At 70.8% G+C, this 15,727-nt stretch carries 11 protein-coding genes; 7 read left to right on the top strand and 4 right to left on the bottom strand.

Going from position 1 to position 15,727, the window contains the following annotated elements:
• Positions 1-9 precede the first annotated feature (9 nt).
• Complete coding sequence (locus tag ACZ5TL_RS19085; protein ID WP_468591070.1) at positions 10-594, top strand: flavodoxin family protein; 585 nt, start codon at positions 10-12, stop codon at positions 592-594.
• Between the two features lie 393 nt (positions 595-987).
• Here the strand turns inward: ACZ5TL_RS19085 and ACZ5TL_RS19080 are convergent, their stop codons facing one another.
• Complete coding sequence (locus tag ACZ5TL_RS19080) at positions 988-1,359, bottom strand: hypothetical protein (RefSeq protein WP_468591069.1); 372 nt, start codon at positions 1,357-1,359, stop codon at positions 988-990.
• Positions 1,360-2,782: 1,423 nt separating this feature from the next.
• Positions 2,783-3,925: a CAP domain-containing protein gene (locus ACZ5TL_RS19075; RefSeq protein ID WP_468591068.1), complete on the bottom strand. Its 1,143-nt coding sequence runs from the start codon at positions 3,923-3,925 to the stop codon at positions 2,783-2,785.
• Between the two features lie 161 nt (positions 3,926-4,086).
• Between ACZ5TL_RS19075 and ACZ5TL_RS19070 the strand changes: the two genes are divergently transcribed.
• The 4 genes from ACZ5TL_RS19070 to ACZ5TL_RS19055 all read left to right on the top strand — a co-directional run bounded on the left by ACZ5TL_RS19070 (position 4,087) and on the right by ACZ5TL_RS19055 (position 10,387).
• Entirely contained in the window at positions 4,087-4,368 is a 282-nt protein-coding gene (locus ACZ5TL_RS19070; protein ID WP_468591067.1) for an acylphosphatase, read from the top strand.
• A 383-nt stretch (positions 4,369-4,751) separates the two neighbouring features.
• Positions 4,752-4,955, top strand: coding sequence for a hypothetical protein (locus ACZ5TL_RS19065; RefSeq protein ID WP_003993245.1), 204 nt, complete (start codon positions 4,752-4,754; stop codon positions 4,953-4,955).
• A 212-nt stretch (positions 4,956-5,167) separates the two neighbouring features.
• Positions 5,168-8,746: a chromosome segregation protein SMC gene (gene smc, locus ACZ5TL_RS19060; protein WP_468591066.1), complete on the top strand. Its 3,579-nt coding sequence runs from the start codon at positions 5,168-5,170 to the stop codon at positions 8,744-8,746.
• Between the two features lie 222 nt (positions 8,747-8,968).
• The gene (locus tag ACZ5TL_RS19055; protein ID WP_468591064.1) at positions 8,969-10,387 is read left to right on the top strand and encodes a sugar porter family MFS transporter; all 1,419 of its coding nucleotides are present in this window, start codon (positions 8,969-8,971) and stop codon (positions 10,385-10,387) included.
• Positions 10,388-10,499: 112 nt separating this feature from the next.
• Here ACZ5TL_RS19055 and ACZ5TL_RS19050 read toward each other — a convergent pair whose 3' ends face one another.
• Positions 10,500-11,465 (bottom strand): LLM class flavin-dependent oxidoreductase, encoded by a 966-nt coding sequence (locus ACZ5TL_RS19050; protein ID WP_468591062.1) that lies wholly within the window; start codon positions 11,463-11,465, stop codon positions 10,500-10,502.
• A gap of 271 nt (positions 11,466-11,736) precedes the next feature.
• On the opposite strand from ACZ5TL_RS19050, the gene ftsY reads away from it, so the two are divergent.
• Positions 11,737-12,936, top strand: coding sequence for a signal recognition particle-docking protein FtsY (gene ftsY, locus ACZ5TL_RS19045; RefSeq protein WP_468591061.1), 1,200 nt, complete (start codon positions 11,737-11,739; stop codon positions 12,934-12,936).
• 171 nt (positions 12,937-13,107) lie between these two features.
• Here ftsY and ACZ5TL_RS19040 read toward each other — a convergent pair whose 3' ends face one another.
• Positions 13,108-13,770 carry a bifunctional DNA primase/polymerase gene (locus ACZ5TL_RS19040; protein WP_468591059.1) on the bottom strand — a complete coding sequence of 221 codons (663 nt, stop codon included), beginning with the start codon at positions 13,768-13,770 and terminating at the stop codon, positions 13,108-13,110.
• 444 nt (positions 13,771-14,214) lie between these two features.
• Here ACZ5TL_RS19040 and nsdA point away from each other — a divergent pair, with 444 nt between their 5' ends.
• Entirely contained in the window at positions 14,215-15,711 is a 1,497-nt protein-coding gene (gene nsdA, locus ACZ5TL_RS19035; RefSeq protein ID WP_468591058.1) for a transcriptional repressor NsdA, read from the top strand.
• Positions 15,712-15,727: the final 16 nt, after the last annotated feature.

The raw sequence follows: 15,727 nt of genomic DNA, 5'->3' as shown, positions 1-15,727 counted from the left end.
AGTCCGTACGTGACCACCCCTGTTGTCTCCCTCGCCTACCACTCCGGTTACGGCCACACCGCCGTCCTCGCCGAAGCCGTCCGCGCCGGCGCCGTCGACGCCGGTGCCGAGGTGCACCTGATCAAGGTCGACGAGATCACCGAGGAGCAGTGGGCGCTCCTCGACGGCTCGGACGCCATCGTGTTCGGCTCGCCGACCTACATGGGCACCGCGTCCGGCGCCTTCCACGTCTTCGCGGAGGCCACCTCGAAGCGCTGGGCCACGCAGGCCTGGAAGGACAAGCTGGCCGCCGGCTTCACCAACTCGGCCTCCAAGAGCGGCGACAAGCTGCACACCCTGCAGTACTTCCAGATCCTCGCCGCGCAGCTCGGCATGCACTGGGTCAACCTCGGCCTGCTCCCGGGCTGGAACAGCAGCACCGGCTCCGAGCACGACCTGAACCGTCTCGGCGTCTTCACGGGGGCGGCCGCCCAGACCAACGCCGACGAGGGCCCGGACGCCGTCCACAAGGCCGACATCGCCACGGCGGAGCAGCTGGGCCGCCGGGTGGCGGAGACGGCCAGGGTCTTCCTCAAGGGCCTGGCCGCCGCCTGAGTGGCTCGTCGGCCGCCCAGAGTCGGGTGGCTCGCTCGGCCTTGAGTCGGATGGAGCGGGCATGGCGATCGAACCCGCGCGGCTAGGTGCCGCGACAGGCAACGCTCGCCCCGTCGCGACGCCCGGCACGCTCCCCCACTGCCCGAAAGGCGTGGGAGGTGCCCCCACTCGCCGCACCGGCCGAAAGCCCAAGTACATCCAGTACGAGGACTTCCGGCCGGCACGCCGAGAGCACCCTCCCCCACCCTCGAACCGCGCTTCGCACGGCTCGGGCGGGAGGCACCCCCACGACGTCGCTCCTTGACGGGCAAACGTTGCCTGCCGCGGCACCAGCTTGGAAGATCGCGTACGCGGGTTGGGCCGTGCTGGTTCGCTGGCCTGTGCGTTTCGTCGCTACATACGGCGTCTGTCGCGCAGGTACGGCGGTACGAGGAATCTTGGCCTGTTGAACACGGCTATGGAGGCGATGGCGAGCCAGCAGACCAACATCAGGATGAAGAACACGGTCCCGACCGTCTCCAGGGCCCCTCGAACCGTGCCCCAGGCCTCGGCGCCGAGAAACGAGATCATCATGACGGCCAGGCAGGTGAACATGCCGGCGACGGGCACGATGCCGCGTGTGACTGCCCAGGCTCCGTGCTTGCCGAGCTTGGCCCACCCGGCGGCTTCCGTCCGCGCCCGGTCAGGGTAGCGCCACACCATGGCGGCGCTCCGGACCATGTACCCGCCCAGAGTGACGAACCCAAAACAGGCCACAATCCCCATGAGCTCCCCTTCTCGGAGTGCTGCAGCAACAAGACTGCGACGCCTGTCAGCGCTCAGGGGGATGGGCTGCCGCTGGACTGGCGTGCCGCCCGGCTGATCCCACCGCCGGGCTCGAGTCCGCGCGCCGCTGCCGCACCACGGACATAGCCGCGACGACCGAGACCATCAGGAAGAGCAGGGAGCCTCCGCCCGACATCACCGCCAGTACGGCTGCCCCGCCGCCCCCGACATCATCTTCACGGGCGACTACCTGTGGATCGTCCGCCTGGTACCGGACGGTCAGTGGGCTGCCGACGGAGCTCTTGCCGCCACCGCTGCCTACCGGAAGATCCGCCACCACGGTCCGTCCATCGGCCTCGAACTTGACCCGGCAGTGGCCAGCCATGCACGAGCCACTCGTATGCAACGTCGCACGAGCCCGCTCGCCGTCTTGGAGAGAGCGTAGGTGCTGGGCTGCCGGAAGCATCACCAGCGCCGACAGCGCGCCCAGTAGCAGCGTGAGCACCAGCGACCCCAGTAGGGACGCGCGAGGCCCTGAGCTGCCGTTCTGCTGGTGCGCGCTGGAGGCTCTTGCGTTCGATATGCCGTTCAGGACGCTCACCATCCGTTTCAGTTGGCGTCGAGACGGTGTGCCACGTCTCACACGTGGAGTGCACTTCGTACCCGTGTTCAGAACAGGGTAAAAAGTCTGGCGATGTGGCATGAGGTGCTGATTCGGCACATCGGACACGGACCGGCTGCCTGCTGTCGGCAACGAAGGTCGGCGGAGCGGCTTTGGGCTGGAGTGCTTTGGGGCGAGTCATCATGGCCCGTAAGCCTCCGGCGAGTCGGGCAGTCTGTGGACCTGCCCGTAACAGCACGACGTTGGGGCCATGGTCTTCGAGGCTCGCGCCAAAGTGGCTCCGTTGCAGCCGTGGAGCCGACCGCCCCAGCCCCTATGCGCTCGGCCGGTCTTCGGCTCGACCACGGCGCCCGTTCGCCTGGTGCGCGGTGGCCGTGCCTGCCCGGTCTGTGGTGACCGACGTTGTGCGGTCCCGACCGAGTGCGCGACCGAGGACGCGAACCGCGCCTGGGGGAGTGCGCCGACTTCAGCGGCTCTGGTTACGACACCACCGGCTTCGACATCTGGTGCCCACCGCGACGCTCGTACCCCCGGGGCCCTTGACAGGCGCCTGGGCGACAAGATCGGCGCCTACCCGATCCGGCACGAGAACGGACCCCGTGACGCCTTCTGCCAGACCGTGGATGACGCCCTGTTCGCCGAGGACACCGCTCCGTCGCCCCTGAGGCCGTGGCTGGTGCTGCGGCCTCTTTGGGTACCGACCCGATCACCCTGGCCGGCCTGCTTCGGGTGGCGAACTCGTCCGGCTTCGGGAGGGCCAGACTGTCACCCGAGACGCCCAGACCGGTGAGGTGCTCTACCTCAGTAGCCGAAGTTCTGGGTCCACCAGGGGCCGCCGGAACCGAACTCGACACCGACGCCCAGCGTCTTGAAGTCGCAGTTCAGTATGTTCGCGCGGTGGCCGGGGCTGTTCATCCAGGCGTCCATCACGGCAGCGGCGTCGGCCTGGCCGCGGGCTATGTTCTCGCCGCCGAGGTTGGATATCCCGGCCTTCTCGGCCCGGTCCCAGGGCGTGCGGCCGTCCGGGTCGGTGTGGTCGAAGAAGCCCCGCGCGGCCATGTCCTCGCTGTAGCTCTGGGCCAGGCCGGCCAGCGCGCTGTTCGCGGCGACCGGGCTGCAGCCCACCTTGGCCCGCTCCTCGTTCACGAGCTGGAGCACCTGGGCCGCCGTGGCGGACTCCCCGGAGAGGGCGGCGGAGGATCCGGGCTTCGCCGGCGCCTTCGTGGCCGTACGGGAGGGTGTGTCGTCCGGCTTTTCGTTCGGGGTGGCCGTCGGCTTCTTCTTCTCCGGAGTCTTCTCCGGCGTCTTGTCCGGCGTCTTGTCAGGCTTCTCCGGCGTCTTCGTCGGCGCGGCCGACGACTTCGAGGCGGACGGCGACGGCGAGAGGGTGCGCTCCGCGTCCCGGCTGGTGGGCGCGCCGTCCCGGTCGTCGGCGCTGCCGGAGGTGCCGCCCTGCTCGATCGGGGTGTTCGTCGGCGTGTTCCCGGCCTGCACCTTGTCGGCGCCGCCGTTGCCACCCAGTTGGTAGTTCTCCAGGCCGGGCACCGCGCCCGTGGCGACCGCGACCGTGCCCAGTGCCACGGCGGCGGACACGCCGAGCAGCCCGGTGCGCATCGGCCGCGCGGCCTTCTTCCGGCGGCGGTGCGTGCCCGCGCGGCGGGCGCCGCTGTCGGGCGTGAAGCCGTCGCTCGCGAAGCCGTCGCTCGCGAAGACAGTGGTGTCCTCGAAGCGGTCACCCGCCGCCGACGTCTCCGTACCGAACAGGTAGGCCTCGCTCGTCGCGTAGGTGCCGGCGTGCGCCTCCGGGTTCAGATACGGCGCGATGCCCATCGTCGGGGCGTCGTCCGCGGTGGAGTGCAGCGGGTCGTGGTCCTCCGCGAAACCGTCGGGGTGAGTAATTCCCGTGGCGGCGCGGCCGGCGGCGGAGCGTCGGTGGCGTCCCATGTCCTGGCCTTCCTCGTCCTGGCGGTCGACTCGTCCTCGAGATCAACACCAAACTCACCAGATCGTGTGAGTTTCATATGAGATTCGTTGAGGGGGGACGGTACCGCATGGCGCACGTGGAGGAAGTGCCCGGAGGGAGATCGGGCGGTTAGGTTGCAGTCATGAGCGAGGATGTGCGACTGGTCGCCTGGGTGCGTGGACGGGTCCAAGGTGTGGGTTTCCGCTGGTTCACGCGGGCCAAGGCCTTGGAGATCGGCGGCCTGAGTGGCTTTGCTCTCAATCTGGGCGACGGGCGGGTCCAAGTGGTCGCCGAGGGCCCGCGCGAGGGCTGTGAAGGACTGCTGGAGTGGCTCGAGGGTAACGACACGCCCGGCCGCGTGGACGGTGTCACCGAGATCTGGGACACACCTCGCGGCGGCTACGACGGCTTCGCCATCCGCTGATCGCGCACCGCCGGGTGGTCTCCGGGGCGGCTGCCCGGACAGGGCCCGGGCAGCCGCCCCGGACGGAAACTTGCTGGTGATTGCCAAGAATCGCTTGCCTTGGCGGACTCCAGGCGCAAAGATGATCGCCACGCCCCGAGGGCCCCGCAGAAGCCGCAGCGCCGCCACTTCCGGCCGCGTTCGCCCGGGTTGCCCGCCAATACGGGGCGTGATCGTGTTGACCGTCAAACTTTTTGGTGAGACGCTGAAAGCACCCCGCGCACCTTAGCTGTTTGGCATGGCTGAACGGCAGTACAACTCCAGGCCCTGCCAAGACCGCGGGTGCGAATCCCTCACGACCCACACCGCATCGGTCGGTCACTCATTGTGGAGGACCATCCATCATGGCAAAGGCGCTTCTCGGTTACGTCGGCGGCTCCGACCCGCGACTCCTCGCCGAGATGCGACGGCTCCAGCAGCGCGTCCAGGACCTGGAATCCGAGCTCGTACGGATCCAGGCGGAGAACGAGGCGCTGACGGCTGCCGCTTCTCACGACAGGATCATGGAGAGCGTTGACGCACACCAGGCGGAGCCTGCGCTCACCTGATCACTGCACCGCTCCACATCGGCACAGCAGTGATGGGGAAGCCCGTCACAACCGCTAAGTTGTCAGAAGTACAAGGGACGCCACCGGCGTCCCTTCTTTCTTTCCCCCGCGCATCCATTCACCGTCTTTAACGTCTGGTCTGCCCTGCGCGTTCAGCGGCGAAACCGTGGGTTCATGGAGTGAGACGGACCCGGGCGGTAGAGTCCGGCGGCGTGCACCTCAAGGCCCTGACCCTCCGTGGGTTCAAGTCGTTCGCCTCGGCGACCACCCTCCGGTTCGAGCCGGGGATCACGTGCGTCGTCGGACCGAACGGCTCGGGCAAGTCCAACGTCGTCGACGCGCTCAGCTGGGTCATGGGCGAGCAGGGCGCCAAATCGCTGCGCGGCGGCAAGATGGAGGACGTCATCTTCGCCGGCACCACAGGCCGCCCGCCCCTGGGTCGTGCCGAGGTGTCCCTGACCATCGACAACTCCGACGGGGCCCTGCCCATCGAGTACGCCGAGGTCACCATCACGCGGATCATGTTCCGCAACGGCGGCAGCGAGTACCAGATCAACGGCGACACCTGCCGACTCCTCGACATCCAGGAGCTCCTCTCCGACTCCGGCATCGGCCGCGAGATGCACGTCATCGTCGGGCAGGGCCAGCTCGACTCCGTGCTGCACGCCGACCCCATGGGCCGCCGCGCGTTCATCGAGGAGGCCGCCGGCGTCCTCAAGCACCGCAAGCGCAAGGAGAAGGCGCTGCGCAAGCTGGACGCGATGCAGGCCAACCTCGCGCGCGTGCAGGACCTCACCGACGAGCTCAGGCGCCAGCTCAAGCCCCTCGGCCGCCAGGCCGCCGTGGCACGCCGGGCCGCAGTCATCCAGGCCGACCTGCGCGACTCCCGGCTGCGCCTGCTCGCCGACGACCTCGTCCGGCTCCGGGAAGCCCTCAAGGCCGAGGTCGCCGACGAGGCCGCGCTGAAGGAGCGCAAGGAGGCCGCCGAGCAGGAACTGCGCAGGGCGCTCCAGCGCGAGGCGCTGCTGGAGGACGAGGTTCGGCAGCTCACGCCGCGCCTCCAGCGCGCCCAGCAGACCTGGTACGAGCTCTCCCAGCTCGCCGAGCGGGTGCGCGGCACCATCTCACTGGCCGACGCCCGCGTGAAGAGCGCCACCTCCGCGCCCCCCGAGGAGCGGCGTGGACGCGACCCCGAGGACATGGAGCGCGAGGCCGCCCGCATCCGCGAGCAGGAGGCCGAGCTGGAAGCGGCCCTGGAGGCGGCCGAACGCGCCCTGGAGGACACGGTCGCCCACCGCGCCGAACTGGAGCGCGCACTGGCCCAGGAGGAACGTCGTCTCAAGGACGCCGCCCGGGCCATCGCCGACCGGCGCGAGGGCCTGGCCCGGCTCGGCGGCCAGGTCAACGCGGCCCGCTCCCGGGCGGCCTCCGCCCAGGCCGAGATCGAACGCCTGGCCGCCGCCCGCGACGAGGCGCAGGAACGTGCCGTCGCGGCCCAGGAGGAGTACGAGGTCCTCAAGTCCGAGGTCGACGGCCTCGACGCCGGTGACGTCGAACTCGCCGGGCAGTACGAGGCCGCCAAGCAGCAGCTCACCGAGGCCGAGGCCGCCCTCACGGCAGCCCGCGAGGCGACCACGGCGACGGAACGCAAGCGCGCCGCCACCCAGGCCCGCCACGAGGCCCTGGCGCTGGGCCTGCGCCGCAAGGACGGCACCGGGATGCTGCTCGCGGCGAAGGATCGTCTCTCCGGCCTCCTCGGCCCGGCGGCGGAACTCCTGACGGTGACCCCCGGCCATGAAGTCGCCCTGGCAGCGGCCTTCGGAGCGGCGGCGGACGCGATCGCCGTGACGACCCCGGCCTCGGCGGCAGACGCGATCAGACTCCTCCGCAAACAGGACGGCGGACGGGCGACTCTGCTCCTGGCTGGAGCTTCCGGCCCTGAGGGCCCGGGGGACGGCGTGAACCACCACGACGCACCCGCGGGCGAACGCCGGGACTTCGCCGCCGAGCTGGTCCGCGGCCCCGCCGAGCTGATGCCCGCCGTACGCCGCCTCCTGCGGGGGATCGTCGTCGTCGGCACCCTCGAAGACGCAGAGGACCTCGTCTACGCCCACCCCGACCTCACGGCGGTGACGGCGGAAGGTGACCTCCTCGGCTCCCATGTCGCCCACGGCGGCTCCGCGGGCGCACCCAGCCTCCTCGAGGTACAGGCCTCCGTCGACGAGGCCGCCGCCGAGCTGGAGGAGCTGGCCGTCCGCTGCGAGGAACTCACCGAGTCCCAGGCCTCGGCCGTGGCACGGCGCAAGGAGTGTGCCGCGCTGGTCGAGGAGCTGGGGGAGCGGCGCCGGGCCGCCGACCGGGAGAAGTCGGCCGTCGCCCAGCAGCTCGGCCGGCTCGCCGGGCAGGCACGGGGAGCGGCCGGGGAGGCCGAGCGGTCCACCGCCGCCGCGGCCCGTGCCCAGGAGGCCCTCGACAAGGCGCTCCAGGAGGTGGAGGAACTCGCCGAGCGGCTCGTGGTCGCCGAGGAGATGCCGATCGAGGAGGAGCCCGACACCTCCGTACGGGACCGGCTCGCCGCCGACGGTGCCAACGCCCGCCAGACCGAGATGGAGGCCCGTCTCCAGGTCCGTACGCACGAGGAACGGGTCAAGGGCCTGGCCGGGCGGGCCGACTCGCTGGACCGGGCCGCCCGGGCGGAACGCGAGGCACGCGCGCGTGCCGAGCAGCGGCGGGCCCGGCTGCGGCACGAGGCGGCCGTCGCCGAGGCCGTCGGCGCGGGTGCCCGGCAGCTGCTCGCGCACGTCGAGGTCTCGCTCGCCCGCGCCGAAGAGGAGCGCACCGCCGCCGAGGCCGCGAAGGCCCTCCGCGAGCAGGAACTCACCCGTGCCCGCACCGAGGGACGCGATCTCAAGGCAGAACTCGACAAGTTGACGGATTCGGTCCACCGAGGCGAGGTACTCGGCGCCGAGAAGCGGCTGCGCATCGAGCAGCTGGAGACCAAGGCGCTGGAGGAGCTGGGTGTCGAACCGGCCGGACTGGTGGTGGAGTACGGTCCACATCAGCTCGTGCCGCCCTCGCCCCCCGCCGAGGGCGAGGAGCTGCCGGAGGATCCGGAGCATCCGCGCAACCGGCCCAAGCCGTATCTCCGGGCCGAGCAGGAGAAGCGACTGAAGGCCGCCGAGCGTGCCTACCAGCAGCTCGGCAAGGTGAACCCGCTCGCCCTGGAGGAGTTCGCGGCGCTGGAGGAACGCCACCAGTTCCTCAGCGAGCAGCTCGAGGACCTGAAGAAGACCCGGGCGGACCTCCTGCAGGTGGTGAAGGAGGTCGACGAGCGCGTCGAGCAGGTCTTCACCGAGGCCTACCGGGACACGGCCCGGGAGTTCGAGGGCGTCTTCAGCCGGCTGTTCCCGGGCGGTGAGGGGCGGCTCGTGCTGACGGACCCCGACAACATGCTCACCACGGGCGTGGACGTCGAGGCCCGACCGCCGGGCAAGAAGGTCAAGCGGCTGTCGCTGCTCTCGGGCGGGGAGCGGTCGCTGACCGCCGTGGCGATGCTCGTATCGATTTTCAAGGCGCGGCCCAGCCCGTTCTACGTCATGGACGAGGTCGAGGCCGCCCTCGACGACACCAACCTCCAGCGGCTCATCCGGATCATGCAGGAGCTCCAGGAAGCCTCCCAGCTGATCGTGATCACGCACCAGAAGCGCACGATGGAGGTCGCCGACGCGCTCTACGGCGTCTCCATGCAGGGCGACGGTGTGTCGAAGGTCATCTCCCAGCGCCTCCGCTAGATGCGTGCGGCTGCACCGGTCCCATCTGCGCCCCTCAGTGGATTCATTTCTTGAACACACGGCTAACACAGTCCTGCCTGAGATTCCAATCCGCTGCCCTATTGACTTCGAGACTTGAAGGCATAGTCTCGGCGACGTCTTTTTTACCTTCAGGTACCTTCAGGTGGCACCTCGAAGGGCTGACCCGCTCCGGCAGCGTTGCCGGTGGCCCGAGGAGTACACGTGACCAGCACAGCGCAGGCATCCAAGTCAGGAGCCAGGACGGCTCACCCCGATCATCTCGGGCACGTCATCTTCATCGCGGCGGCGGCCGCGATGGGCGGTTTCCTCTTCGGTTACGACAGTTCCGTGATCAACGGCGCCGTCGAGGCCATCCGCGACCGGTACGACGTCGGCTCCGCACTCCTGGCCCAGGTCATCGCCATCACTCTCATCGGCTGCGCCATCGGCGCCGCGACCGCCGGCCGCATAGCCGACCGCATCGGCCGCATCCGGTGCATGCAGATCGCCGCCGTCCTCTTCGCCGTCAGCGCCGTCGGCTCCGCACTGCCCTTCACGCTGTGGGACCTCGCCTTCTGGCGCGTCGTCGGCGGCTTCGCCATCGGCATGGCCTCCGTGATCGGCCCGGCCTACATCGCCGAGGTCGCCCCGCCCGCCTACCGTGGCCGGCTCGGCTCCTTCCAGCAGGCCGCGATCGTCGTCGGCATCGCCGTGTCGCAGCTGGTCAACTGGGGTCTGCTCAACGCCGCCGACGGCGACCAGCGCGGCACGCTGATGGGGCTGGAAGCCTGGCAGGTCATGCTCGGCGTCGAGGTGATCCCAGCCGTCCTGTACGGGCTGCTCTCCTTCGCGATCCCCGAGTCCCCGCGCTTCCTCATCTCCGTCGGCAAGCACGAGCGTGCCCGGGAGATCCTCACCGAGGTCGAGGGCAAGGACGTCGACCTGAACGCCCGTGTCGCCGAGATCGAGGGCGCCATGAAGAGCGAGCACAAGTCCAGCTTCAAGGACCTGCTCGGCGGCAGCTTCTTCTTCAAGCCGATCGTCTGGGTCGGTATCGGCCTGTCGGTCTTCCAGCAGTTCGTCGGCATCAACGTCGCGTTCTACTACTCCTCGACGCTGTGGCAGTCGGTCGGCGTCGACCCGACGGCCTCGTTCTTCTACTCCTTCACCACGTCGATCATCAACATCGTCGGCACCGTCATCGCGATGATCTTCGTCGACCGCATCGGCCGCCGGCCGCTCGCGATCATCGGCTCGGTCGGCATGGTCGCCGGTCTGGCGCTTGAGGCCTGGGCCTTCTCCCACCCCCTCGTCGACGGCAGGCTGCCGGCCACGCAGGGCTGGATCGCCCTGATCGCCGCACACGTCTTCGTCCTCTTCTTCGCCCTGTCCTGGGGTGTGGTCGTCTGGGTCATGCTCGGTGAGATGTTCCCCAACCGGCTCCGCGCCGCCGCGCTGGGCGTGGCCGCCGCCGCGCAGTGGATCGCCAACTGGGCCATCACGGCGAGCTTCCCGTCGCTGGCGGACTGGAACCTCTCCGTGACGTACGTGATCTACACCGCGTTCGCCGCGCTCTCGATCCCGTTCGTCCTGAAGTTCGTCAAGGAGACGAAGGGCAAGACCCTGGAGGAGATGGGCTGACCCCGACCCCGAAACTCGGGGAGAAGGGCCGAGGTTCCCGCTGCCCCTCTCCCCGTAACCCGCCGTCACCCCGGTTCGGCCACTGCCCGAGCCGGGGCGGCGGTCTCCCGCCTCACAGCTCTGGCACCACCCGCTCCGCGAACAGCCGCAGACTCCGCCACCCCTCCTCCACCGGCATCCCGCCCGCCAGCGGATGCAGGACGTAGGAGTCCAGCCCCAGGGACACGCACTGCTCCGGCGTGAGGATCCGGTACACACCCTCCGCGCGCAGGTCCTCCACGGTCGTCGCGGCCGACTTCACCGCGGAGCGCACCCCGCCCGACTGCCAGGAGGCGTACGTCCGGGCCTCGTGCAGGAAGTGCCGGCCGTACTCCGCCCAGGCCCGGTCCGGGTCCTCGGCCACGTGCAGCAGAGGTGTCTCGGCGGCGGGCATCATGACCCAGCCCTCGGTGCCGTGCTCGACGAGCAGCTCCTTGTAGTACGCCTCCAGCTCCGGCAGGTGCGCGCTGGGGAAGAAGGGCAGGCCGAGCCGGGCGGCGCGGCGGGCGGCGGCCCGGGAGGAGCCGCCCACCAGAAGCAGGGGGTGGGGCTCGGTGAACGGGCGCGGGGTGACGCGGACCGTGCGGCCCCGGTAAGGGAAGGGCTCGCCCGTCCAGGCCCGCAGCAGCGTCTCCAGCAGCTCGTCCTGGAGCCGTCCGCGCAGGGCGAAGTCCACGCCGAACAGGTCGTACTCCTCCGGCCGGTACCCGATCCCGGCGACCGTCACCAGCCGGCCGCCGCTCAGCAGGTCAAGCACGGCGATCTCCTCGGCCAGCCGCAGCGGGTCGTGCAGCGGGCCGATGATCGCCGAGACGGTGACCGCGACACGCCGGGTCGCGCCGAAGACCGCCCCCGCGAAGGCGAACGGCGACGGCAGCCAGTTGTTCTCCGCCCCGTGGTGCTCCTCCGTCTGCACCGTGGTCAGGCCCCGGTCGTCGGCGTACGCGGCCATCTCCAGGGCCGCCCGGTACCGGGCGCCGAGCTCGGCGGGGCCCGCCCCGGGAGCGACGAGGTTGAAGCGTACGACCGTGACGGGCATGGGGCGTGTCCCCCTTCATCGGCGGCTGTGCGGGGACCATAGCTGACGGGTCGTCAGGCCGCTAGGTGCTCTCACCGGGAAAAAGGGTGTGCCACGGCCCACCGCACGGGCCGTGACACACCCTGGGGCGCTGCACGCGCACCCTGCGGGTCCGAGCCGGCACCGGGCGCGTTGTGACTCCGCCCCGAGGGGCTTCCGGCCCAGTGGGGCTTTCGCGGCCCCGCGTGGACAAGGAACGGCCGGGCGGGGGTCACGCCATACTGGGCTTGTTATGGAAATCGTCATCCTTGCTGTAGTCATCGCCGTGGTCGTGCTCGTCGCGCTCGGCGGGCTCATCGTCGGCAGCCGGCGCAAGAAGCAGCTGCCCCCGCCGCCGCCCGCAGCGCCCGACATCACCGCCCCACCGGCCGAGCCGCACGTCGGCGACGAGGCCGAGACGCCGCGGGAGGAACCGCGGCGCACGATAGAGGAGGTGGATCTTCCGGACGGCTCAGCTCCGGTCGTCATCGAGGAGCCGCCCACCGAGGCTCCCCCGATCGAGATCCCGGAGCCCACCGCGGGCCGCCTGGTCCGGCTGCGGACCCGTCTCTCCCGCTCGCAGAACGCCCTCGGCAAGGGCCTGCTCACCCTGCTGTCCCGCGAGCACCTCGACGAGGACACCTGGGAGGAGATCGAGGACACGCTGCTCACCGCCGACGTCGGCGTGCAGCCCACCCAGGAACTGGTCGAGCGCCTGCGCGAGCGCGTACGGGTGCTCGGCACCCGCACCCCCGAGGAACTGCGCACCCTGCTCCGCGAGGAGCTGATCACCCTGGTCGGCCGCGACATGGACCGCGTGGTCAAGACCGAACCGGAGGACCGCAAGCCGGGCATCGTGCTGGTCGTCGGCGTCAACGGCACCGGCAAGACCACCACCACCGGCAAGCTCGCCCGCGTCCTGGTGGCAGACGGCCAGAGCGTCGTGCTCGGCGCGGCCGACACCTTCCGGGCCGCCGCCGCCGACCAGCTCCAGACCTGGGGTGAGCGCGTCGGCGCGTACACCGTGCGCGGACCGGAGGGCGGCGACCCCGCCTCCGTCGCCTTCGACGCGGTCAAGGAGGGCAAGGAGATGGGCGCGAACGTCGTGCTCATCGACACCGCCGGGCGTCTGCACACCAAGACCGGCCTCATGGACGAGCTCGGCAAGGTCAAGCGGGTCGTGGAGAAGCACGCCCCGGTCGACGAGGTGCTGCTCGTCCTCGACGCCACCACCGGCCAGAACGGCCTGGTCCAGGCCCGGGTCTTCGCCGAGGTCGTCGACATCACCGGCATCGTCCTCACCAAGCTGGACGGCACGGCCAAGGGCGGCATCGTCGTCGCGGTCCAGCGCGAGCTGGGCGTCCCGGTCAAGCTGGTCGGGCTCGGCGAGGGTGCGGACGACCTGGCGCCGTTCGAGCCGGAGGCGTTCGTTGACGCCCTTATCGGGGAGTGAGCTCGGCACCCGCCGAGGAACGACCTCCGAAGATCGGTACCCGCGCGATTTCGGTACCTGCGCGAGAAGCGCCCGCCCCCGAGGTGCAGTCGGGGGCCGGGCGCTTCGCTGTGGGCGGGTGCGGGTGCGGGTACGGGTGCGGGTGCGGGTGCCGGGGCGGCTGCCGGGACCCTAAGCCCGTGACCGGTGCGCCACGTACGCCAGTGTGCCCAGCACCAGGCGGGCCTCCGGCGGGCGGGACGCCGAGTCCAGGGCGGGGGACCGGAGCCAGCGGACCGGGCCGAGGCCGCCGCGGTCGGAGGGCGGTGCCGTGATGTGCGTGCCCGGGCCAAGGCCGCGCAGGTCGAGGGCGGCCGGGTCGTCCCAGCCCATGCGGTAGAGCAGGCCGGTCAGGTCGGCGGCGGCGCCGGGCGCGACGAAGAAGTGGGTGCGGCCGTCCGGAGTCGCCGCGACCGGGCCGACGGGCAGGCCCATGCGCTCCAGCCGGGCCAGGGCGCGGCAGCCGGCGGGTTCGGCCACCTCGATGACGTCGAACGCCCGGCCGACCGGCAGCATCACCGAGGCGCCGGGGAACTCGCCCCAGGTCTCGGTCACGTCGTCGAGGGTCGCCCCCGCCGGGAGCACCGGCGCGAAGTCCAGCGGGTGCGCGCCCGGTGCCGGACAGTCGCCGCGGCCGCAGGAGCAGGTGCCCGCCGACGCCCGGGCGCCCGGCACGACGTCCCAGCCCCACAGCCCGGTGTACTCGGCCACGGCCGTGCCGTCCGACGTGCGGCGGCGGCGCGAGCCGGTCCGGATGTCGCGCATGCCGCGGCTGATGCCGATCGTGAAGCCCATGCCCCCTCCAACGGGTCCGACGCACCGGTGGTTACGCAGCGGACGCGTCGTGTGACTCTCTGTTTCCGCCTTCCCGGTGGCGGTCGTCGTACTCGGCGCCCGGGGGTGCCCAGGGTGGTGTGCCCGGCTTGCGCGCCCTCGGGTGCATCGCTGCACCCGCTCCTGGTTGTGCTGGGTCAAGTGAATCGTGCGGAGCCGTACGTGAGTTCATTCGTTGGGGTGGCGAATGGTGGCGTTTCCGTGCAAGCCGTGGCTGGACGGGTGATCGTAGGATTACTTTGTGTGCACGAGTCCTGGGGGCACATGCGCTCGTGGGTATGCCGGAGGCAAGTCGGCTTTGCGTTCGAAGGGTGACAAGGGCCGGACGGACGGCCGTACGAACCGGCATGCTGATAGGGCTTGGCGCACTCGGCGACAAGTGGTCTCAGGGATGGGGGCGTTCCAGTGAGCGGCAACGGCGGAAGCGGAACGAACGCTGCGAGCGCGACGCACGCTGACAAGCGCCCGAACGAGCTGCTCACCTCCTGGTTCGTGCGCAGCGGCTGGTCCAAGGGCGAGCTCGCCCGCCAGGTCAACCGCAGGGCGCGGCAGTTGGGCGCCAACCACATCTCCACGGACACCTCGCGCGTGCGCCGCTGGCTCGACGGCGAGAACCCCCGCGAGCCGATCCCCAGAATCCTCTCCGAGCTGTTCTCGGAGCGCTTCGGCCTCGTCGTCTCCGTCGAGGACCTGGGGCTGCGCACCGCGCGTCAGTCGCCGTCCGCGACCGGCGTCGACCTGCCCTGGACGGGCCCGCAGACCGTGGCCCTGCTCAGCGAGTTCTCGCGCAGCGATCTGATGCTGGCGCGGCGCGGCTTCCTCGGGAGCTCGCTGGTCCTGTCTGCGGGCCCGGCCCTCATCGAGCCCATGCAGCGCTGGCTCGTCCCCTCGCCCCCGGCACCGCGGTCCGAGTCCGAGTCCGCGGCCGGTTCCGGGCGCGCCCGCGGCCGACTCTCCAAGCCGGAGCTGGACCTGCTGGAGTCCACGACGGTGATGTTCCGCCAGTGGGACGCCCAGTGCGGCGGCGGCCTGCGCCGCAAGGCGGTCGTCGGCCAGCTGCACGAGGTGACCGACCTGCTCCAGGAGTCCCAGCCCGAGGCCACCACCCGGCGGCTGTTCAAGGTCGCCGCGGAACTGGCCGAGCTGGCGGGCTGGATGTCGTACGACATCGGGCTCCAGCCGACCGCCCAGAAGTACTTCGTGCTCGCGCTGCACGCCGCCAAGGAGGCCGGCGACCGGCCCCTCGGGTCCTATGTGCTGTCCAGCATGAGCCGGCAGATGATCCACCTCGGCCGGCCCGACGACGCCCTGGAGCTGATCCACCTCGCGCAGTACGGCAGCCGGGACTGCGCGAGTCCGCGGACCCAGTCCATGCTGTATGCGATGGAGGCCCGTGCCTACGCCAATATGGGGCAGCCCGGCAAGTGCAAGCGGGCGGTGCGGATGGCCGAGGACACCTTCGCCGACGCCGGCGAGTGGGACGAGCCGGACCCCGACTGGATCCGCTTCTTCTCCGAGGCCGAGCTGTACGGCGAGAACTCCCACTCCTACCGCGACCTGGCCTACGTCGCCGGCCGCAGCCCGACGTACGCCTCGCTGGCCGAGCCCCTGATGAGGCGGGCCGTGGAGCTCTTCGCCGCGGACGGCGAGCACCAGCGGTCCCACGCGCTGAACCTGATCGGCATGGCCACCGTGCACCTCCTGCAGCGCGAGCCCGGGCAGAGCACGGTCTTCGCCGCCGAGGCCATGCAGGTCGCCAAGAAGGTCCGCTCCGAGCGGGTCAACACCCGCATCCGCAAGACGGTCGACACGGCCGCACGCGACTTCGGCGACCTGGGCGAGGTCGTCGACCTCACCGAGCGGCTCGCCGCCGAACTGCCCGAGACCGCCGAGGCGGTCTGACCAGCCGTACGACCTC

It is taken from the genome of Streptomyces sp. NPDC033136 (genome assembly GCF_055578235.1).
Note: the sequence above shows the minus strand (reverse complement) of the source record. Positions and strands in the feature narration are given on the sequence as shown.